This is a genomic window from Teredinibacter franksiae (assembly GCF_014218805.1).
GTDB classification, from domain to species: domain Bacteria; phylum Pseudomonadota; class Gammaproteobacteria; order Pseudomonadales; family Cellvibrionaceae; genus Teredinibacter; species Teredinibacter franksiae.
This window is the reverse complement of the sequence record NZ_JACJUV010000001.1, coordinates 2,572,823-2,594,852: the sequence shown is the minus strand read 5'-3', so window position 1 is coordinate 2,594,852 and position 22,030 is coordinate 2,572,823. Positions and strand designations below refer to the sequence as shown.

The window sequence follows — 22,030 nt, the reverse complement described above, 5'->3', positions numbered from 1 at the left end:
CAGCATCTCATGGCAAGTAGCGAAGCAAAAGAAGCGAATACAGTTACCGCGACAGACTACATTCAGCACCACCTTCAAAATATGACCTACGGTAAGCTGCCGGCAGGTTACGAGCGTCACAGTGCGGATGGCTCGCATTCTGTTCTTGAAGCCGATACATGGACCATGGCCCACTCGGGACAGGAAGCCAAAGATATGGGCTTCAATGCTGTTCACGTAGATTCCATTGGTTGGGGCATTGCCTTGGCCCTGCTACTAGGGTTTGTTTTTCGCCGCGTAGCTAAAACCGCTACCACAGACACTCCTCGTGGGCTGCAGAGCTTTGTTGAGTTGATCTTCGACTTTATTAACAGCACCGTTACCGATATTTTTCATCATAAAAACCGTTTTGTAGCACCCATGGCGCTTACCATCTTTACTTGGGTGTTTATGATGAACCTTATGGATTTGATACCCGTAGACTGGCTCCCTTTTATAGCCCAGAAAATCAGTGGTGATAGCCACCTATTCTTTAAGGTTGTACCCACCACCGATCCTAACGTGACGCTGGGTATGTCGATCACTGTATTCATTTTAATGATTGGTTTCAGTATTAAAGAAAAAGGCCTGTGGGGCTTTATTAAAGAGCTTACGTGTCACCCTTTCTTTGCACCACGCAAGCTGTGGTACTTGAACCTGATACTGGTGCCTATCAACTTCGTACTGGAAACGGTTGCCCTTATTGCCAAGCCCATTTCCCTCGGCCTGCGATTGTTCGGCAACATGTACGCCGGTGAAATGATCTTTATTCTTATCGCCTTACTCTTCAGCGTGAATCTTGCGCTGGGCATTGTGGGTGGTGTATTGCAGTGGGGCTGGGCTGTATTCCACATTCTCGTTATCACCCTGCAGGCCTTTATTTTCATGGTGTTAACCACGGTTTACATGGCCATGGCCCACGATGTAGATGAGGAGCACTAAGCCTTTAGGCGAACGAAAAGAATCCGTTACTTCCGCGACTCAGTAGCGCAACTAAGCTCACGCGGAGGTTTAGAAATTCTGGTTTTCCCACCAGCTGGGAAAACCAAAATATACATTTTATTTTTGAAAAACTATCTATTAACAGGAGATAACAATGGAAGCACAAGCTTTGGTTTATATCGCATCAGCTCTTTTGATCGGTTTGGGCGCTTTGGGTACTGCAATTGGTTTCGGTACTTTGGGTGGCAAGCTGCTTGAAGGTTCTGCACGTCAGCCAGAACAGGGCCCAGCTCTGCAGGGTAAAATGTTCCTTATGGCAGGCCTGTTGGACGCGGTTCCAATGATTGGTGTTGGTATCGGCATGTACCTCATCTTTGCTGTTGCACCAAGCATGGGTGCATAAGTAGCCATCCAGATGTTGTGCCTGCAGGTATTGCCAAAGCAATTTCCTGCGCACCCGATAAACCCGCAACTAACTAAAGAGGTGTAGGTGTGAATATCAACCTGACTCTCATAGGTCAATCACTTACTTTCATTGTATTCGTTTTGTTTTGCATGAAGTTTGTTTGGCCAGCGCTGATCGGCATTATGGTCGAACGTGAGAAGCGCATTGCAGATGGTCTGGAAGCTGCTACCCGTGCGGACAAGGATTTGGAACTGGCTCAGAAAAAAGCTATGCAACAAATCCACGAAGCTAAAGAGCAGGCTGCTGGCATTATTGATGCAGCTAACAAGCGCGGCAGCCAGATAGTCGAAGAAGCCAAAGAGCTAGCTCGTGGTGAAGGTGAGCGGATAAAAACCGCTGCTGAAGCTGAGATCGAGCGTGAAATTAGTCAGGCCCGTGAAGAATTGCGTGGCAAAGTGGCTGCTCTCGCCCTTACCGGTGCCGAAAAAGTACTGGGTGACGCTATTGATGCTGGTAAGCACAACGCCATGCTCAACAAACTAGCTGCAGAGCTGTAAGCGGAGCGAATAATGGCTGAATTAACAACACTTGCTCGACCCTACGCCAAGGCCGCTTTTGAGTGCGCCCGCGTTAATAAGGACCTGCAAGCTTGGTCGGAAGCTTTGACGCTGGCGGCAAACGTGACGGCGAACGAAAAGGTCGCGACACTTTTGTCATCTCCTGGCCTGACGTCTCAGCAGAAAGCCACCGCTGTGGTAGAACTCTGTGGCGATAAGCTAACCGACAAGCAGCAAAACTTTGTTACCGTACTGGCTGAAAACAGTCGCCTACCCTTGCTTCCGCAGGTGCGGGAATTGTTTGAACTCTATAAAGCGAATCAGGAAAAGTCAGTGGATGTTGATATCCAGTCGGCCTTTGACATTGATTCTACTATCGAAGCTAGTCTCGCCAAAGCGCTTACTATTAAGCTGGATCGCGAAGTTAGTCTGAAAACATCGGTAGACAAGAGCTTGCTGGGTGGCGCAGTAATTCGCGCCGGCGACACCGTTATTGACGGCTCCGTACGCGGCAAATTGGCCAAATTGGCCGAAGCCATGAACGGCTAACGCAAAACCGAATTAACCCCTAAAAGGGAAGAACAGTATGCAACAGCTGAATCCTTCTGAAATCAGTGAAATTATCAAAGCGCGTATCGACAATTTGTCGATAACGACTGAAGCGCAAAACGAAGGCACCGTGGTTTCTGTAACCGACGGTATTATTCGTGTCCACGGTCTTGCCGATGTTATGTACGGTGAGATGATTGAATTTGAAGGCGGTACCTACGGTATTGCTTTGAACCTAGAGCGCGACTCCGTTGGTGCGGTAATACTGGGCGATTACAAAGGTGTGGCCGAAGGCCAGACATGTAAGTGCACCGGCCGTATTCTCGAAGTGCCCGTTGGCCCTGAATTACAAGGCCGCGTAGTGGACGCATTGGGTTCACCCATTGACGGTAAAGGCCCTGTTGATGCCAAAATGACCGATGCACTTGAAAAAATTGCACCCGGTGTAATTGCGCGTCAGTCCGTTGACCAGCCCGTACAAATTGGCTTGAAAGCGGTAGACACCATGGTGCCTATCGGTCGTGGCCAGCGCGAGCTCATCATTGGTGACCGCCAAACCGGTAAAACAGCCGTAGCCGTTGATGCCATCATCAACCAGAAAGGCACCGGCATTAAGTGTATCTACGTGGCTATCGGGCAGAAGGCTTCTTCTGTTGCTTCTGTAGTGCGTAAGTTGGAAGAGCACGGCGCAATGGACCACACCATTGTGGTTGCGGCGACCGCTTCTGACCCAGCCTCTATGCAGTTTTTGGCGCCATTTGCCGGCTGTACCATGGGTGAGTACTACCGCGACCGCGGTGAAGACTGCCTGATTATTTATGATGACCTCACCAAGCAGGCCTGGGCTTACCGCCAGATCTCCCTGCTGCTTCGTCGCCCACCGGGCCGTGAAGCTTACCCAGGTGACGTTTTCTATTTGCACTCACGTCTGCTGGAGCGCGCTTCCCGCGTAAATGCTGATTACGTTGAAAAGTTCACCAACGGTGAAGTGAAAGGCAAAACCGGTTCCCTTACCGCCTTGCCTATCATTGAGACCCAAGCGGGTGACGTTTCGGCCTTTGTACCGACCAACGTAATTTCCATTACCGATGGTCAGATCTTCCTCGAAAGCGACCTGTTTAACGCCGGCATACGTCCAGCGATGAACGCCGGTGTATCGGTATCGCGCGTAGGTGGTTCGGCTCAAACTAAAGTGATTAAGAAACTGTCCGGTGGTATTCGTACCGCACTGGCACAGTTCCGCGAACTGGCGGCTTTCTCGCAGTTTGCTTCCGATCTCGACGATGCTACCAAGGCCCAGTTGGACCACGGTGAGCGGGTAACCGAGCTGATGAAGCAAAAGCAGTACTCGCCGTTAAGTGTTGCTGATATGGGTGTTGTGGTTTACGCCGCGAACGAGCGTTATTTGGAAGATGTTGAAGTGGCCAAGATCGAGTCTTTCGAAGCTTCTTTATTGTCTTACATGAACAGCAGTCATGCAGAGCTTATGGGTGAGATGAACACGGGTGCTTACAATGACGATATTGCCGTCAAGCTAAAAGCAGCGTTAGACGACTTTAAAGCCACCCAAACCTGGTAATTCACAGTTTTAGTGACAGCTAGTAGCGAGAGTAACAATGGCGAGCGGAAAAGAGATACGTACCAAAATAGGTAGTATCAAAAACACTCAAAAGATTACCAGTGCGATGGAAATGGTTGCGGCCTCCAAAATGCGTAGAGCACAGGAGCGTATGCAAACCGGTAAACCCTACGCCCAGCGCATTCGCAATGTGGTGGGTCATATCGCCAACGGCAATCCCGAGTACAAGCATTTGTACTTGAGAGAGCGCGAAGTTAAGCGTGTGGGCTACATTGTGGTTTCTACTGATCGTGGCCTTTGCGGTGGTTTGAACATTAACCTGTTCAAGTCGGTTGTGATGCACAGTAAAGCCTGGGCTGATAAAGATGTTGGCGTAGACCTGTGCCTTGTGGGCGCTAAAGGTTCTGCGTTCTTCAACAGTGTGGGTGGCAACATCCTCGCCAGTGTGCGTGATATGGGTGAAAAGCCTTCTGTTACGGCTCTTATCGGTAGCGTTAAGGTTATGCTCGATGCATTTGCCGAAGGCAAAATCGACCGTCTATATCTAGCCGGGAATGAGTTCGTGAATACCATGACTCAAGATCCAACAGTCAGTCAGCTGTTGCCATTAAAGCCAGACAAAACCAGTGAAAGCCACAAGCATACCTGGGATTACATCTACGAGCCTGAAGCGCACGATTTACTCGATGGCCTAATGATTCGATACATGGAATCTCAGGTGTATCAGGCTGTTGTCGAAAACGGCGCTTGCGAGCAAGCCGCACGAATGATTGCGATGAAAAGTGCAACCGACAACGCTGGCGATTTGATTGACGGCCTGCAACTGGTTTACAACAAAGCTCGGCAGGCAGCGATTACTCAGGAATTGTCTGAAATTGTGAGTGGTGCAGCAGCGGTTTAGTGAATGGGTACCCGCCTTCGCGGGTACGACGATGCAATGTCATTGCCGCTAAAGCGGGAATCCAGAAATTGAAAGAATTTAAATATTGCCATATTTGGAATACGAGGAAGCGAAAATGAGTAGCGGACGTATCGTACAAATCATCGGCGCGGTAATTGACGTGGAATTCCCGCGTGATTCCGTACCCGGTATTTACGACGCACTGTCAGTCGAAGGCAAGGGCCTTACACTGGAAGTGCAGCAGCAATTGGGTGACGGCATTGTTCGTTGTATCGCCATGGGTGGTTCCGAGGGCATCAGCCGAGGTTTGGCCGTATCGAACACCGGCTCCCCTGTATCTGTACCTGTTGGTACCGAAACACTGGGCCGCATTATGGACGTGTTGGGTAACCCTATTGATGAACGCGGCGAAATTGGCGAGCAAACTCGTATGCCTATTCACCGTAAAGCACCTGCCTACGACGAACTTTCTGCCACTAATGAGCTACTGGAAACAGGCGTAAAGGTCATCGACCTGGTATGTCCGTTTGCCAAGGGCGGTAAAGTGGGTCTGTTTGGTGGTGCCGGTGTTGGTAAAACCGTCAACATGATGGAACTGATTAACAACATCGCACTGGAGCACTCTGGCCTGTCAGTTTTCGCCGGTGTAGGTGAGCGTACTCGTGAGGGTAATGACTTCTATCACGAAATGCAGGAATCCGGTGTTGTAAACATTGAGAACCCAGCAGAATCTAAAGTGGCCATGGTATACGGCCAGATGAACGAGCCGCCCGGTAACCGACTGCGTGTTGCACTCACCGGTTTGACCATGGCCGAAAAATTTCGTGACGAAGGTAAAGACGTACTTTTCTTTGTTGATAACATCTATCGATACACCCTTGCGGGTACCGAAGTGTCGGCACTGCTGGGCCGCATGCCTTCTGCGGTGGGTTATCAGCCTACACTGGCAGAAGAAATGGGTGTTCTTCAGGAACGTATTACGTCTACTAAGACTGGCTCCATTACCTCTGTTCAGGCCGTATACGTACCCGCGGATGACTTGACCGACCCGTCGCCTGCCACCACCTTCGCCCACCTCGACTCTACCGTTGTACTGAGCCGTGATATTGCGTCAAAAGGTATTTACCCTGCAATCGACCCATTGGATTCGTCTTCTCGTCAGCTAGATCCTTTGGTCATCGGCCAGGATCACTATGACGTTGCACGTGGTGTACAGACAGTGCTTCAGCGCTATAAAGAGCTGAAAGACATTATCGCCATTTTGGGTATGGACGAGCTGTCTGAAGAAGACAAGCAGACTGTATCCCGTGCGCGTAAGATCGAACGCTTTCTGTCACAGCCATTCCACGTTGCCGAAGTCTTCACCGGTTCGCCGGGTAAGTATGTATCCTTGAAAGATACCATTGCTGGCTTTAAAGGTCTGCTGGCCGGCGATTACGATGCTCTTCCAGAGCAGGCGTTCTACATGGTTGGCAAAATCGACGAAGCTGTAGAGAAAGCCGCTAAAATTGCTGAAAAAGCCGCGTAACTAGCCAGAGGCAAAGACAATGGCATTAACTATACATTGCGATATCGTCAGTGCTGAAGAGGAAATCTTTTCCGGTTTGGTCGAATTGCTTGTTGCTGCGGGTTCCGAAGGCGATGTGGGTATTGGCTATGGCCATGCCCCTCTGCTAACGGGTTTGCAGCCTGGGCCTATTCAACTGAAGAAGCAAAATGGCGAAGAGGAAATCTATTACGTTTCTGGTGGTTACCTAGAAGTACAGCCAGACTCCGTAACAGTTCTCGCTGACACGGCCCTGCGCGCGGGTGATATGGATGAAGCCGCTGCTGCAGAAGCCAAACGTGAAGCCGAACAAGCCCTCGCCAACTTAGGCGACGGTATGGACTACTCCAAAGCCGCTGCCCAACTTGCGGAAGCCGCCGCGCAACTGCGCACCCTGCGGGCAATTAAAAAACGCACGCGCTAAACACCAGTCTCTTCAACTTCCCCCAAAAAGCAGCTTCGGCTGCTTTTTTTCGTCATCGGTATACAAATGTAAACCGCGTTGCGTTTTTAACGATGAAGTTAAGTTACCCTTGTGCCTCCTTGCTAAACTGAGTATATGGGTTGCTTATGGACTTGGCTGAAATAAAAAAAAATCGAAGAGAAAGGTTCAAGGAGTGCTCGCGGCTCTGGCAACCCAAATACGGGTGATTTTGACAGAGATCGCTCAGAGAGAGGTAGAGGCCGGCCGCCAAGTCGAAGATATTCCTAAACAAGATAATTCTAGCTGGTACAGACAGCAAAAAAAGCAACGTTATTACGCCCTTTCAATCGCCCAGGACTGAAACGTTGGGCACCTACTGAATTGGCCAGCCTTCTAGACCGAGTATCCGTCATGATGATGGTTTCTCTAAGTTTCCTAAAGCGATGCAGAAATATTCGATTACTTGGCGCTCTACAAATGGACGCTGATGATGGATGGTGCGGCGCTTTTGCGATCGGATTTAAGTGATGCTATTGCTGCATATAGCCATTTCCTAAATGGAAAAGGCAAGGCAAAAACATTTTCGTACGAGCGTTATCTGGGTAGTGATGAGAGTGGCAGGTTAACGCTTAGGAGTGCAATATTAGACGCACAAGATGCGGCTATAAAACTTTGGCAACAGTGTGGAGAACCCAAGTCGTTTAGCTTTACGGGCCCTGCTATTCCGTGAGGCTCAAGTGCTGCAAGCCACAGCTATCTCCGCTGTGCCTTTCCATATCCAGCAACAGAAAATTGGCAAAAAGCAATTGGGCCACATACCCTATGGCTGAGCGGTATGGTTTCGGTAAAAAGAAGCGTATCGAATGTCAAACCACCTGAATTTTCAATGAAACTAAAAATTTCAGCTGAAGACCAATACAATTTCAATCCAGGTATGACAGATATTGCGTCTGGTATACCGGATGACGAAAATGGAAGATTCGTGGTGTGTGGACTAGCGCATGGCTATAGGCACACCGCAACACTTGAAAGATCATTCAACTGGAAAGGTACTGAATTAGGGGTTGCCAGCATGGGAATATGGACTCCTAGGGTGCCAGCTAAACCCAGGCGAAAAAGGTGAGCAGAGTATGCGATATTGTCTATTCGTAATAGTAACTGTAATTATTGGCGCGTGCGGAGATAAAGACATGGCACCTACAAATCTTATTCATACAGAACTGGGAATTTTACCAAAATTAATTTCAATACCTTACGATGTAATATCGGTGAAATGGCAGGAGCCAAGCAGTACCGAACGCGATGCCCAAAACTTATTAGTGCTTCTGCAGTTTTCCGAGGTCGATGCACTTAATATTGTTGAAAATAACCCGCAGATGTCGAATAGCTCTATCGCGTTACCGCGAGTACTATATGAAAGCTGGGTACCAGCGCTAGCCAAGCACTCTATTGAATTTGAACAGGAAGGTGAAAACTTCCATTTAAAAAATATTACAGTGTTAGAACCCAATAGCTTTACTAAAACGCAGCTTTCGCCATTCGTCAATGGCAAAGTCTACGCGTTGCCAAACGGGTATTTTTTGATCGACCTCTACAGCATGTAATTCACCGTTTACTGCAGAAATCTGCAAGTCTCGGGTGCGAGACTCAACGCTCGCACAGTGCACAAAGTTTTGATAAGTTCGTACGAAATACTTATTAGTAAGCTTGGTGATGAAAGCTCAGGTAAGAAAAGGCAGCCATCCATCCATTGGCTGCACAGTGCCCTTAGAAAAGACTTACTAGCTCGCGTAGAGCCCAAAAATTAATGAATGGAGGTGCCCTTAAGTAAAAAGTCCAGCCCGCGAGACGCAAGGCTGGACTATCGTTGTTTAGCTAATGGTTAATCAATCAACGCTTCTTGAATAACGCATTCACTTCACTGGTACTCATCTTATAATCAAACACATTTACTTCGTCGATTCGTCCATTAAATACTTGGCTACCGTACTGTAAGGATCCAATACTAATATTATTTCCGGTCCATTTGGGGGTAGTGCTTGCACTACAGGTATTGTCGTACTGCCCGTTAACATACAATCTCCAATATCCACCGCTGTAGTAGTTTTCCCAGGTTGCAGCTACGTGTGTCCAGGCATTTGTAGGCACGCTGGAAGAACTAGTACATGTATAGTAGGTTGAGCCTTGTGCGTGGTGTACGCTTAGCTGACCAGAATTATTAATTTGCAGAAGAAAATCTCTATTGGGGTTCACTTTAGCCAGTATGTCACCGGTAGTATTGGATGTAGGGTACACCCAGGCGGCTAATGTAAATTGTGCCAAATTATTGAGTTTTCCGGTGTTTGCTATTTTTACATAGCCTTTACCGTTTGAGTTGCCTGCGTTACCGGTATAGGCCGCTGTACCAATTGCGCCGGACCCAGTTGGATAATAGTTATAGTTTACCCATGTACCGTTGTTACCATTTCCAGTCACGTCTGCCGCGCTGTAATTCTCAAAAGTCCAATTCGCGATCGGTTTTTTCGACTGTGCGTATTCTTCTTCAAAGTCATCTACAACAGCAATTGTCCAGCTCTTCAGTGTGCTTTCCAGTGCGGGCGCACTGGTGATTTCAGGGGGCAGACAGACTTCTGTGACACTTATGTGTCCGCGCCACCATGACCGAACGTTTGCTTTTAAAACGCCATTATTACGTACTCTTGCACGATGCCAAACAACGTCATCTGTACTTTCCATGGCAACAGCTAGCGATTGGTACGATTCAACTAGTTTATGAAATTTTGAAATTAGCTCAGCCTCAAATTTAGCGCCTTTATTCTTATATTTTCCTTCCAGGTCTAAACTAAAAATGTAGTCAGTTACTCTATTTTCTACGGTTTTAAATTCGCTTGTTATAAGCGTTTTCTGGCCATTATTCACATTCCACGGACCTTCGTGTAAACGGGTATTTGCCGCTGACAGTGTTACAAGATCAAGATCATCGATTGTCCAACCATTTGGCGCAGTAAACCGGCCTTCGATCCATGGCGTCCAATTTTTATTTGCGCCCTTTGTTTCAATATCAATTGGCGCCCGTGCCTTCGTTCGGCGCTCATAGGGCAAACAGACGCCGCCAGCGCTTTTAAGGCGAGAGATTACAGGAAATTCGTTCCCATTAATTATCTGCGAGCTCCAATTAATAGCGAATGCATCGAGCGAAAGTAAGGCAGAAAATAGCGCTATTGTTGGCAGCCCTAACCTGAATGGTGTTTTCATAATCAGTTCTCAAATAGTTGTAGATGAAAGGCACGCAACGCGAACAACGTGCCATCCGTAACTTTGGAGCCTTCTGAAAATATAAGGCGAAAATCATGCAAAAATTTACGGATACGAGGTGAAACAGCTCAATAATGCAAAAATATCTAGCGGAAATCTCAAACCGCCAATTACTCAGCGAGCATAAGAATTTTTACAGTTGGACACATTTTCGACAATAACGAATAATCGTTATTGACTATAGTTTAAGGGTGTGTCTTGTAGGCCAATAACTCGAAAAAAAACAAATAGAAACTGCGTTATATCAACGTTAAAATATAATGGGACGATCATCTGCAGCGCAGATTTCTTTCTGTGGGAACCTGCGACACGCGCAGCGGTGTTGATAGTAATCTACATTTGCGCACTACTTGTAGTGCTGCCGCTGCGAAAGTGAGAAACAAAAAAATCGGGAGAAGATTTGTTGCTTATGGCGGTTAGAAGGGAAAATCGAAAATAAACGCTACGCTAACTAAGGTAGCCCAACGCCTTGCAAAATGACTATATGGAAAAGTAAAAGCGGGCTTATTAAACCGACATAACGAGAACCAGCTTCAAATCGAGCGACTAGCAATACACGTTAGAAAGGCTGTATTTCGTTCAACCATACCGCTTTTGCCACCGCGTGTGCCGTATTTCGTGCGCTGAGTTTACTTCGAATTGTTCTCAAATGATTAGTTACCGTATGCTCGGATATTCTCAATATTTCTGCAACAGCTATGGGTTGTTTCCCGAAAGCTATATAGGAAAGAACGTCTTTTTCTCGGGTGCTTAGGGGATGGCTATCGCTGCTAAAAATACCCAATATTCGAACGAGCGCCACAAATAGGAATTCAGAAAACCGGGCGAGTTCTTGAATTACAGGTCTTACCGACAATTTTTCACTGTATATATCCAAATAGTGATCATTGGAAAATCGCAGTAGGCCGGTAATGCCATGGGGGCCAAAAAACGGAAATATACAAACACCTCTCATGCCAAAGTCAATAGCGTCTGACAAAACAGAGCCTTCGCTTGTAGAAAGATCGTTACGTAATGAACGGAAATAATATTCGCTAGACCATATTAAGGGTTGTTTAGTTTCATTTGCGAGTCGAATACCGGGATCACACAAATAGTATTTACTCTTCAAATAGTGATCAGTGAAACCAAAATGATATTCTCTACTCATAAATAGCGATGAATGATTTTTTGTCGCGTTACCTCGCAACATTATCGTAAATATATCAAAGCCATTCTTTTCACGCACTAAACTACAAGCATTATGCAACTCGCTTAACGTTTTCGCACCGACCAATTGAAGTTCAATATCAGAGTTGGAAACATTGTCTACTTTTGGCGTACACTTTTTTCCAGTGTAACTCGTAATTGTGGGTAACATACCATTCTCCTAGAATACTTCTATTTCATTAATTCGTGCGTATCCAGGTTGCCTTACTGAGCCCCTTAAAGGCCTGATCATCAGTTTTCGGGTTTTGTAAATCGATGGAAAAACATGCCTTTTAGTGGCGAGTGTGTTGTTTTTAAGGTGATACAGTGATTGCCATGTAATGCCATCATGAAAGAGTATTTCGTATTCTTGTAATTCGTAGCCGATTGTTGTGTAGATATTAACTTTAGAGAAATAAAGATCGTGATCCCATTCTAAAGTGATCTCCCTTTCCGCCAAGGTGCTGCCCTTATTGTTTACCCAGCTGTTTGATCCACCCAAGCTGGTGCTATTAGAACCATCTATTATGTTGCTAATGGAATAACCGGGGTAGGTCGTTTTAACCGATACGTTTGACCACAAAGCTTTGTTGCTTTGATAGATCATGTTTTCGCTATTCCAGCAGGGCCAGACCCTTACAAACCCGTCGCTATGGTTGTATAAGCAATTACCGGTTTGTTGGTGCTTTAGACGAAAGCCATTACTGGCAGACTGCTTGGTAAAATAAAGGCTTGGATCGATTGCTCCTGCACGATGGCGTAATTTCGATCCATTGGTGTTTGTTGCATAGAGATAAGATCCGTCGAATTCGCTCTTTATCACAAATTGGTTGTTTCCAACCCCTTGAAGTCGCCAATATTTTTTATGATGTGAGATGCTGTTGGGGTCATTGTCATGGCCTACAGGCCCAGTGTCTGCACCTGAGGAGTAAATAAAGCTACCGCTAGACTTATGTCGAAATTGAATAGCGCCGCGTGGTGGCTCGTAGGTCTTATTCCGTATACCTGTGTGCTGGTTCAAAAACCGAAGTTGTTCGCCGACTGTATCGTCGTGGTACTCTCGGCCAATTTCTTTGTGTGAACGGGTTACCCAATGGTGTTTGTAGCTGCTATTCAACGAATGGTAATTACTAAAGGCGAAACACCGCTGTTTAACGGCTACAATTCCATTTACGGGTTTACCGCCGGCAATTTGTAACAGGTTTATGTTAGTACGCTGATTAAAGTAGTACGGGAAATCCGTTAAATAGCAATGGTCACTGCTCGAGCGAGGATTAGACACTTTAACATCTGTGTTATACATTTCGTCTTGTTTATAGTTAAACACGCCGTCTAATGAGGCGACAATAATATTTGCAGCCTGGTATTTCGAGGTGAAAAGAGGGGATTTTTGCATCGCATATGCCATGTGTACGGCGAGTGCACCGCCCCTACTTGTTCCCGCTAAATAGACAGTTTTGCCTTTTGCTCCATTTTTCCAATGTGTCGTTCGAGAGCCCAACCATTTGATAAAATTTTCAGTTGCGCCGTGTTTGCGCGTTACGGATAGTTCATTATTAACGCGAGAATCAAAAATAAGCGCCATAAAAGTATTTGAAGAGTCAAAACCAAAATATCCACTGTTATTTAATTCTGCATCCGCTACTATTTGGCCAGCTATTGAATTGTCTACAATCGGGACATTATATTTGCTTGGCATCCTTTGCCACTTATTGAGAATACCCTGATTGCTGTGCCAATTGTTTTTTTGACCTGTAGCGATATTGGGGTAGGCCTCTCGAATGTTTTCTAGTCCCTGTTGCCCAGCAGCAATAAAAACAATGTTTTCAACATTCTCAACAGGCGGCTCCCAGATGATCATTGCAAACATATGTTCTGTATAGTTGTCGTTCCAATTATCTGCTTCGTTACCATCCAAAAAAAACTCATAGCCGCTAAAATCATAGTTTGCCGCCCAGGGTGACCAGCTAAAGCGGCCCTGACGTGATTTAAGTTGTTGGAGTGTTCCTTGATAGCCGGTACCAGGCGTAATTAATTCATATGAATTTGCCATAATCTGTTTTGGGACAATGATAAGCATTAACAAGCATATTAATTTTGTAGTTGAATATCGAAAGCATGTATTTCGCATTATCTATACCCGCCTATCTTGTGTGGATTCTTGTCGTTGATGCTTATGCGAAATTCTCAAAATCTGACAATAAAATGTTTTTGTTTTAATGATTGAGCAAAAATATGTGAGCTATGGGTTCGCTAATGTACAAACTATATTTATTGAGACATGCAAAAATAGGAATTAGGCAACCAAATAATACAATAACCATTTGTGTATACATTTACTTGTGTTTTAGCGCCCGAAAAATTGTTTTTTTGTGCACCCCGTAAACCAATTCCGTTAAGAGAGTATTCAAGCATTTGGCTAAACGTAACGAGCTATATTTCGAAATATAATTTGAATTATCAGCTTATATCGAGAAATGCTATATTTCGGGTTTTGAGTTGACCTCCTCATGAACACTACAAATTAATAAAAATAATAATTATGACTAAATTTATACTAAACGAGGAATCGAGTGTCACGTATTCAACGGAAGACTATGACGTCAAGGATAAGTTTGAATACTGGCGAGAGGTAGTGGGAAAAAATATTTTAAAAATGAACTGTTCACCGGTATCTGAAAATGTATTTGAAGGGAATATGAGGTGCTCTCTAATAGAAGACATTACGATATTTGAAATGCATTCTCATCCATTACGCTTCCAAAGAAACAAATCGTCTTTAGGTAATGTTGATATCGATTCAATGATATTCACTCTTACTTTAAGTGGTCGGTCAAGTAAATCAGTGAATATAAAAAGCTTTAATACGTCTTTAGGTGATATAGGCGTGCTTGATGGTAGTCGTGAACAGCAGATGCTCGTAGAGGATGATATTCAATCGTTGGTGTTGATTATTCCGAAAGCAAGATTTGGTCATTACATCAAAAATATTGAGGACTATAATACATTGGTGATATTGGCAAACACCCTAGAAGGACAATTGGCATCATCTTATATTCAAACCATTGCTGAATCGATAGGCCAGCTTGACGCAATCAATATTTCTTCTGTAATTGACAATCTAATACAGCTATTGGTTTCTTCGTTGCCGAATAAACGCTATAAGTTTGATTTTCAGAACACGGTACAAAAACAGCATTTAAAGAAAATTAAGTCCTATATCCAACATTTTTCAAGTGATCCCGGTACAAATATTTCTAGTATTGCAGAAAAAAGCGGTATCAGTACACGGTATCTTCATAAGTTGTTTAAACTAGATGACCTTACGGTTGCCAAATACCTACTAAAGTGTCGATTAGAAAATAGTCGTAGGCTACTGATTGATGCAAGCGCTAAGAATATTTCGGTGACACAAATCGCCCATCAAAGCGGCTTCAACGATTTAGCACACTTTAGTAAATCCTTTAAGAAAAACTTTTATCTTCCCCCTAAAGAATATCGTGCAGAAAATAGTGTCGATACACGGCGTTCTAATAATCTATATTGCCGTAATTCGGATTCTCAAGCAGATAACCATGGGTAATGGTTTTCTGGCTTGAATGGAGCTATCACGCGAAAGCCGGAGAAGAGTGTTAGCGTATTCTTGTTATGATAAAAAACGTGTACCCGATTGATAAAGCTAGACGTGTCCTAGAGCCAGTTTTCCAATATTGCCAATTTTCGAGCGATGATAAAGTTAAACGCCAACACCTTAGGCACCCATTTCGCTTCCAATTGGTTACAATCAAAAGAGCTTATGCATCCAATAGGGGGAATTTTATGCGCTTTAAACTGATTTCGATGGCGATAGCCGCATCGCTTCTATTGCCGTTGGCCGTTTTTGCAAACGACGAACCGGCAACGGTAGAACCAAAATATACTTGGGACCTCACCGAGCTTTACGCCACTAACGATGCTTGGCAGCAGGCACGACAACATCTATTGGGTAGCCTGAAAACCATTGAAGCGAAAAAAGGCACCCTCAGCAAAAGCCCCAAACAGCTACTGGCGGCATTAGATCTAATCTACACCACCGACAAAGAAATGGGCCGTATCTACAGCTACGCGAGCATGATGGCCGATGAAGACCTACGTGTTACCGATAATCAGGAGAGAGACCAGCTAGCCAGCATTACTTACGCCAAGTTTGGTGAATCGGTGTCGTGGTTAGAGCCGGAAATATTGGAAATCGGCGAAAAGAAAATAAACAAATTCTTTAAAAAAGAGCCGAAACTGGAAATCTACCGGCATATGCTCGAAAACACTTTAAGGTCTGCGCCCCATACGCTGGACGCAGAAGGCGAAGCGATGCTCTCTTTGTTCGCCAACCCGTTTACCTCGCCCAAAAGCATTTACACGCTCATGGCGAATTCCGATATCCCCTGGCCTATGGTTGAAATGAGCGATGGTAAAGAGTATCGCATCGACTCGCAGGGTTATGGCCGCTGGCGCCAGAGTGCCGACCGCGCCGACCGTGAAAAAGTGTTTAACGCCTATTGGGGCAAATGGAAAGGCTACCGCAGCAGTGTGGGAGCGGTACTGAACTCCCATATTCAAAATCAAGTGGCAATGGCCAAGGCGCGCAATTACGACAGCGTACTCCAGCGTGAATTAGGGCAAGACAACCTGCCCGAAGTGGTATACCGCAACCTAGTGAAAGAGGTTAACGCGGCCCTGCCCACGCTGCACCGCTATTTTAAATTGCGTGGCAAAATTCTTGGGGTGGAACAAATGCACTACTACGACATTTACCCGCCACTGGTGCAGTTGGACAAAGAATTCGATTACGAAACTTCCAACCAAATTACCCTAGAGGCCATGTCGATTCTTGGCGACGACTGGGTGAGCAGGCAGCGTGAAGGCATGAAAAAGCGCTGGATACACGTTCATCCACAACAGGGCAAACGCAGCGGCGCGTATATGAACGGCTCTGCCTACGACATTCACCCCTATATGTTGCTGAACCATAACAACACCTACGATGCGCTGTCTACTCTGGCCCACGAATGGGGTCATGCCATGCACACGCTCTACGCGGTAGAGGCACAACCCTACCCCACCTATGACTATGCCACCTTTATCGCCGAGATTCCGTCCACATCGCTGGAGTTAATTCTCCAAAGTCATATGGTTAAAAATGCCCAAACGGCTCAAGAGAAAATTTTCTATTTGGGCTCTGGCCTGGAAAACATGCGCGGCACCTTTTTCCGGCAAACCATGTTCGCCGAGTTTGAGTTGGCTTTGTATGAAGCCGTTGAACGCGGTGAGGCGCTTACTGGCGAGAAAATTTCTAAGATGTACGGCGAAATTTTAAAGCGCTATCACGGCCACGAAGAGGGTGTATTGCTGATTGACGAGCTGTACACAAACGAGTGGATGTTCATTCCTCACTTCTACTACAACATGTACGTATTCCAGTACGCCACCTCCATGACGGCCGGTACCGCGCTCTACGACAAAATTGCCAACGAAGGCCAGCAGGGTGTGGAAAACTACAAGAACCTACTTAAAGCTGGTGGCTCAGATTACCCCTACAATCTGCTGAAAAAGGCGGGTGTAGACCTCGCTACCGAGGCGCCCTTTAAGGCGATGGTGAAGCGTATGAATTTGATAATGGATGAAATGGAGGTGTTGCTAAAAGAGCTAGAGCAGCAGCCCTAAGCGTTGCTTAGCGCTTTTCAATGCAGGTCGTTCACTAGCCCCATGCGCGCTCGTATGGGGCCCATTCAACTTGATGTAGCCCCACCTTCAAGCGAGAGCTGCGGCGGCCTATTTTGAGCCGCCGCAAGGTTTACTGTATTGCTGTACAAAACTTATACACTTCTCTTTTTGTCGTACAATATCTTCTGTTACACTGGAATAGTGCTGTTTTGTACCATTACCAGCCGACTCTTTTGAGAGTGCATTTTAATTTTATTGGAATAACAGATGTTTGTAGATGACCTTCTTATTCGCTACGCAATCTTTATCGGTGCCACCCTCATTTTGTTACGACTGATTTTCTTTCGGGTTTCGCCCAACCGAGAGGCCTATTTCAGTCTATTTATGTTCGGCAACGGTGTATTTATTATTACCTACCTGCTGCACTCCATAGAAATATCCATGGGTTTTGCCTTTGGCTTGTTCGCTGTGTTCTCCATGCTGCGCTACCGCACAGAAACACTTACCCTGCGCGAAATGACCTACCTGTTTATCACCATTGTGTTGGCGCTGATGTGTGCTGTGGCAAAAATCAGTTTTTTCGAGCTTACGGCCATCACCGTGGTTATTGTTGTACTCGCGGCAATGGCTGAAACCCAAACCTTTGCCTCTACGATCGTTGAGCGCAAAATCGCTTACGACCGTATCGACAAAATACACCCCGAACACCGCCAAGAATTGATTGCTGAGCTGCGCGAGCGCACCGGTGTCAGCATTGTAAAAATAGAGGTAGGCAAGATAGATTTCTTAATTGGCAGCGTCTCACTCACGCTCTTTTGTTCGGATTAAACCATTATGAAAAAAACCGCCCTTCTACTCTGTGCCAGTGTACCCGGTCTTTTTTCACAGCTGGTTTTTGCAGAGGAATATCCCAACTGGGAACTGGGTGCCGACCTTATGGTGGATATCAACAGCTACCGTGGCTATGTATACCCCGCCGACGAAACCACTACCGATGTACGTCGTGCAAAACTAGCGGTTAATGGTGATGTTAATGCTCATATCGGCTTTAAAGTGTCTGCCAGTTACGAAACCCAAGAGGAATTCGGTTTAGACGATTTGTACCTGTCGGTTAAACCTGGGTCCAATTTTTTGCTTGTCGTCGGTAGGTTCAAAGAACCCGGTGGTATGGCCAAACTACAGGGGCTGAAAACCCAGGGCTTTCGTGAACGTTCACTGGCAACGGACGTATTTGGCTTTGGCCGCAAGCCCGGTGTAAAACTGGCTTACGACGGCAGCGGCTGGAATGCAGAGGCCGCCGTTCAGCAAGCAAAAGAAAAAGATGCAGGGGTTGGTGATGGGCAGGTACTTGCCGCCCGTGGTTCCATAAACCCATGGCGCAGTGAAGATAAGCGTGAATTCTTTCATTTGGGTGCCAGTTACTCTGCGCGCGACAGTGTTAAAGAGCGGTTTGATATTAACGCACCGATAGCCGTAGCTTCCTTGGGTAATCTGTTCCATACGCCCAATTACGATGCCGATACTGTTGCAACCAGCGGTGTCGAAATGGCTTTTTCGGCTCGCCAACTGCTTTTCCAAACAGAATTCTTTCAGCAGAATATCCTCGAATGGGATGCCGACAAGTACCAGCACAGTGGCTATTACGCCAGCGCCAGTTGGACGCTAATAGGCAAGGCGCGGCAGTACCGCAAGGGCGAAATAAAAGCCTATAAAAAATCTAAACCGGTACTTGAGGTGGCAGCAAGAATTAGCGAAGTCGATAGCCGTAATCGCGGCGACGGTGATTACGCCCAGATGGCTACCCTATCGGCCAGTTACAGTTTTAAACGTTACTACCGTGTACTGCTGGATTACAGTTACACCACACTGGAACGGCATAAAGATTATTTTGTTACAGACTTAGACGGCGATGCGTTTAACCTTCGTCTGCAATTGATGTATTGATAATTTTAAACACATTGTGAGCTGCCCTATGACCGACACCTCAAGCAATAAAGTAAGTAAGCGATTGTTAAGCCCCAGGCCGTTGGTTACCGGGCTAATGTGTATGCTGATATTGGGCTGTAGCGGTGGCCGTGAGGCAGAACCTACAAACAACAATAATTACACCGGTGGCGGTGCGAGCAGCAGTAGTTCCAGTAGTAGCGACAGCAGCAGTAATAGCAGCAGTAGCAGTAGCTCTGTTGCCCAGGGCTGCGAAGAAAACTGCATTATTATTAATGAGGCCATGTCGTCCAACTCAATTTTTAAAGATGAAGATGGAGACAGCCCAGACTGGTTTGAAATTCACAACTATGGCACCCAGGCGGTATCTTTACTGGATTGGAGCATTACCGACGACGACAGCATTCCCCAGAAATGGGCTTTTCCGGAGTACAACCTGCGTGCAGGTGGTTACCTTCGAGTTTGGGCATCCGACAAAGGCCGCAGCGGCTTGGGGGTATTTCGCACGTTGGTCAATCAAGGTGATGAATTCAGTTACCTCATACCGACAAGTGCCGTCGATGCCAATTGGCCTACGTTGGGTTTTGACGACGGCACCTGGTTGCGCGCTAACAGTGGCTTTGGTTACGGTGATGATGATGATGCAACGGTGGTTGAGTTAGGTACCCTTGCGGTATTTGCCCGACGGGTATTTCAGCTGAGCAGTGCAGCTGAGGTGAGCGAACTCTGGCTAGACATCGATTACGACGACGCCTTTGTAGCCTATTTAAACGGGGTGGAAATTGCGCGTTCCAATATGCTTGGCGAGCAGCCGGCGTTTGACGCGGTACCCACCGCCCAGCGTGAAGCCAGCATGTACCAAAGCGGTAACCCCGTGCGCTTTGACGTAACCGAAAACCGCGATTTGCTGCAGGACGGAGACAATGTCTTAAGCATTCAGGTACACAACCAATCGTCGGGTTCGTCTGACCTTACGCTTATCCCCTTCTTGTCTGCGTTCTACAATACCAGCACTACCGACGGTGTAGAGCCGCCTACACTATTGGCTCTGGAGGATCGCGGTTTTCACACCAACTTTAAAATTTCATCTTCAGGCGAAACACTGTATTTATACAACGCCAATGGTAGCCAAACGGCGAGCCTCGTTGTTGAAGGCCTCACATCGGAATACTCCATTGGTCGCTCGGTCAATACGGGCGATGTTGTTTACTACAAAACGCCCACACCGGGCTATCGCAACACGCCAACTGAATATACGGGCATTGTTAGCAGCGAAGTAGTTTTCTCTCACCAGGGCGGTGTTAACAGCCCGGCTTCTGTTAGCTTAAGCGGTGCAGCAAGCGGTGAAATTATTCGCTATACCCTCAATGCTAGCGAACCCACGGCGACTTCCCCCCAGTACAGTGGCGCACTCGCCATTAGCGACAATACGGTTATTCGAGCCAGTGTGTTTAGCTCGGGCTATATTGCCTCCCGAGCGAACAGCCGCACGTACCTATCCAATGTCAGCCACAACTTGCCGATAGTGGCGCTGGTAACCGATGCCGACAATTTCTTTAGCGAAGACACCGGTATCTATATGTACGGTGACAGTTACGAGCAAGAGGTACCCTACCACGGTGCCAATTTCTGGCAAGATTGGGAGCGCGACATTCACTTCAGCTTTTATACCGCCGACGGCTCACTGGGTACAGCGTTGAATGGCGGAGTAAAAATATTTGGTGGTTGGAGCCGTGCGCTAGACCAACGTTCGCTATCCATTTTTGCGCGGAACCGTTACGGCACCAAAGAAATTGATTATCCGTTATTCCCCGGTTTGCCCTACGACACGTTTGAGTCTGTTGTACTGCGCAACTCTGGCAACGACTGGTTAAATACCATGATGAGGGATGCCGCGCTTACCAGTCTTATGCAAGGCTCCGACCTCGATATACAGGCGTTCCGTCCGGTGGTCAGTTACATTAATGGCGAATACTGGGGGCTGTATAATCTACGTGAAAAAGTGAATGAAGATTTTCTCGCTTCCCGGCACGGTATAGACCCAGATGAAGTGGATATTCTAGAGCGGCAGGGCGAAATCGTTGAGGGTGATAACACCGATTACAATGCCTTAATGGTTTTTGTGGAAAATAACAGCCTCGACGAAACGGCGAACTACAACGTTGTTGCCGAGCAAATTGATATCGATAATTTTATTCTCTACCAAGTTGCGCAAATTTATTTTAACAACCAGGACTGGCCCGGAAACAATATTAAATTTTGGCGCGCGCCCGGCGGCAAATGGCGGTGGATACTCTACGATACCGATTTTGGTTTTGGTATTTGGAACCCGGAAGACTACTACCAAGATACCCTGGCCTTCGCCTTGTCAGAGAGTGGCCCAGAGTGGCCCAATCCACCTTGGTCTACGCTATTGTTACGACGCTTGATTGAGAACGAAACCTTTCGTAACAAACTGATCAATTGTTTTGCGGATGAATTAAATACGCGTTTTTTACCTGCAGTAGTGAGTAGTCATATCGATACTATTGCCGCCGACATAGCGGCTGAAATTCCGGCACACTTTAACCGTTGGGACGGTACTGCAGGCGAATTTTGGAGTACCAATGTTGCCAACATGAAGGGATACGGTAATAGCCGCCCGGCGCAGCAGCGCAGCCATATTGAAAACCGTTTTGGTCTTACCGGCCAGTACAGCCTTACCGTTACCAATAGCAACCCGCAACAGGGCAGTGTGTTACTCAATACCATTGTCCTCAGTGATAGCCGTTGGAGTGGTCTGTACTTTAACGAGGTGCCCATTACCCTTACTGCGCAAGCAAGTGATGGCTATGTGTTCTCCCACTGGCAGGGTGATAGTGATGCAACTACAGCTAAGATAACCCTGTCGCCCAGCAGCGCTACATCGCTGCAGGCGGTGTTTACAGCGGCGCCTTAGTCGTACTGCGGGCAGCGAGTAAT

18 protein-coding genes are annotated in these 22,030 nt (G+C 46.6%); 15 read left to right on the top strand and 3 right to left on the bottom strand.

Going from position 1 to position 22,030, the window contains the following annotated elements:
• The first annotated feature begins 9 nt into the window (after nt 1-9).
• The 10 genes from atpB (at nt 10) to H5336_RS10715 (ending at nt 8,526) form a co-directional block, all read left to right on the top strand.
• The gene (gene atpB, locus H5336_RS10760; RefSeq protein ID WP_185234047.1) at nt 10-960 is read left to right on the top strand and encodes a F0F1 ATP synthase subunit A; all 951 of its coding nucleotides are present in this window, start codon (nt 10-12) and stop codon (nt 958-960) included.
• A gap of 154 nt (nt 961-1,114) precedes the next feature.
• Nucleotides 1,115-1,363 (top strand): F0F1 ATP synthase subunit C, encoded by a 249-nt coding sequence (gene atpE, locus H5336_RS10755; protein WP_185234045.1) that lies wholly within the window; start codon nt 1,115-1,117, stop codon nt 1,361-1,363.
• 89 nt (nt 1,364-1,452) lie between these two features.
• Nucleotides 1,453-1,923 (top strand): F0F1 ATP synthase subunit B, encoded by a 471-nt coding sequence (locus tag H5336_RS10750; RefSeq protein WP_185234043.1) that lies wholly within the window; start codon nt 1,453-1,455, stop codon nt 1,921-1,923.
• Nucleotides 1,924-1,935: 12 nt separating this feature from the next.
• Nucleotides 1,936-2,472: a F0F1 ATP synthase subunit delta gene (locus H5336_RS10745; protein ID WP_185234041.1), complete on the top strand. Its 537-nt coding sequence runs from the start codon at nt 1,936-1,938 to the stop codon at nt 2,470-2,472.
• 37 nt (nt 2,473-2,509) lie between these two features.
• On the top strand, nt 2,510-4,051 hold the full coding sequence (gene atpA / locus H5336_RS10740; protein ID WP_185234039.1) for a F0F1 ATP synthase subunit alpha: 1,542 nt from the start codon (nt 2,510-2,512) through the stop codon (nt 4,049-4,051).
• A 37-nt stretch (nt 4,052-4,088) separates the two neighbouring features.
• Entirely contained in the window at nt 4,089-4,952 is an 864-nt protein-coding gene (gene atpG, locus H5336_RS10735) for a F0F1 ATP synthase subunit gamma (RefSeq protein WP_185234037.1), read from the top strand.
• 115 nt (nt 4,953-5,067) lie between these two features.
• A complete protein-coding gene (gene atpD, locus H5336_RS10730) occupies nt 5,068-6,480 on the top strand; it encodes a F0F1 ATP synthase subunit beta (protein ID WP_185234035.1) in 1,413 nt (470 codons plus the stop codon).
• Between the two features lie 19 nt (nt 6,481-6,499).
• The gene (locus H5336_RS10725; protein ID WP_185234034.1) at nt 6,500-6,922 is read left to right on the top strand and encodes a F0F1 ATP synthase subunit epsilon; all 423 of its coding nucleotides are present in this window, start codon (nt 6,500-6,502) and stop codon (nt 6,920-6,922) included.
• 463 nt (nt 6,923-7,385) lie between these two features.
• Nucleotides 7,386-7,652: a hypothetical protein gene (locus H5336_RS10720; protein ID WP_185234033.1), complete on the top strand. Its 267-nt coding sequence runs from the start codon at nt 7,386-7,388 to the stop codon at nt 7,650-7,652.
• 460 nt (nt 7,653-8,112) lie between these two features.
• A complete protein-coding gene (locus tag H5336_RS10715; RefSeq protein ID WP_185234032.1) occupies nt 8,113-8,526 on the top strand; it encodes a hypothetical protein in 414 nt (137 codons plus the stop codon).
• 286 nt (nt 8,527-8,812) lie between these two features.
• On the opposite strand, the gene H5336_RS10710 is transcribed toward H5336_RS10715, so the two are convergent.
• The 3 genes from H5336_RS10710 to H5336_RS10700 all read right to left on the bottom strand — a co-directional run bounded on the left by H5336_RS10710 (nt 8,813) and on the right by H5336_RS10700 (nt 13,478).
• The gene (locus H5336_RS10710) at nt 8,813-10,177 is read right to left on the bottom strand and encodes a LamG domain-containing protein (RefSeq protein WP_185234031.1); all 1,365 of its coding nucleotides are present in this window, start codon (nt 10,175-10,177) and stop codon (nt 8,813-8,815) included.
• Between the two features lie 619 nt (nt 10,178-10,796).
• Complete coding sequence (locus H5336_RS10705; protein ID WP_185234030.1) at nt 10,797-11,597, bottom strand: helix-turn-helix transcriptional regulator; 801 nt, start codon at nt 11,595-11,597, stop codon at nt 10,797-10,799.
• A gap of 9 nt (nt 11,598-11,606) precedes the next feature.
• Nucleotides 11,607-13,478: an RICIN domain-containing protein gene (locus H5336_RS10700; protein ID WP_185234029.1), complete on the bottom strand. Its 1,872-nt coding sequence runs from the start codon at nt 13,476-13,478 to the stop codon at nt 11,607-11,609.
• Nucleotides 13,479-13,967: 489 nt separating this feature from the next.
• On the opposite strand from H5336_RS10700, the gene H5336_RS10695 reads away from it, so the two are divergent.
• From H5336_RS10695 to H5336_RS10675, 5 genes are all read left to right on the top strand, one after another.
• Nucleotides 13,968-15,008, top strand: coding sequence for an AraC family transcriptional regulator (locus tag H5336_RS10695; RefSeq protein WP_221628032.1), 1,041 nt, complete (start codon nt 13,968-13,970; stop codon nt 15,006-15,008).
• 236 nt (nt 15,009-15,244) lie between these two features.
• Nucleotides 15,245-17,125, top strand: coding sequence for an oligoendopeptidase F (pepF, locus tag H5336_RS10690; RefSeq protein ID WP_185234026.1), 1,881 nt, complete (start codon nt 15,245-15,247; stop codon nt 17,123-17,125).
• A 267-nt stretch (nt 17,126-17,392) separates the two neighbouring features.
• Nucleotides 17,393-17,953 (top strand): DUF4956 domain-containing protein, encoded by a 561-nt coding sequence (locus H5336_RS10685; protein WP_185234024.1) that lies wholly within the window; start codon nt 17,393-17,395, stop codon nt 17,951-17,953.
• Nucleotides 17,954-17,959: 6 nt separating this feature from the next.
• Entirely contained in the window at nt 17,960-19,069 is a 1,110-nt protein-coding gene (locus tag H5336_RS10680; RefSeq protein ID WP_185234022.1) for a porin, read from the top strand.
• Between the two features lie 28 nt (nt 19,070-19,097).
• Complete coding sequence (locus tag H5336_RS10675) at nt 19,098-22,007, top strand: CotH kinase family protein (RefSeq protein ID WP_185234020.1); 2,910 nt, start codon at nt 19,098-19,100, stop codon at nt 22,005-22,007.
• Nucleotides 22,008-22,030: the final 23 nt, after the last annotated feature.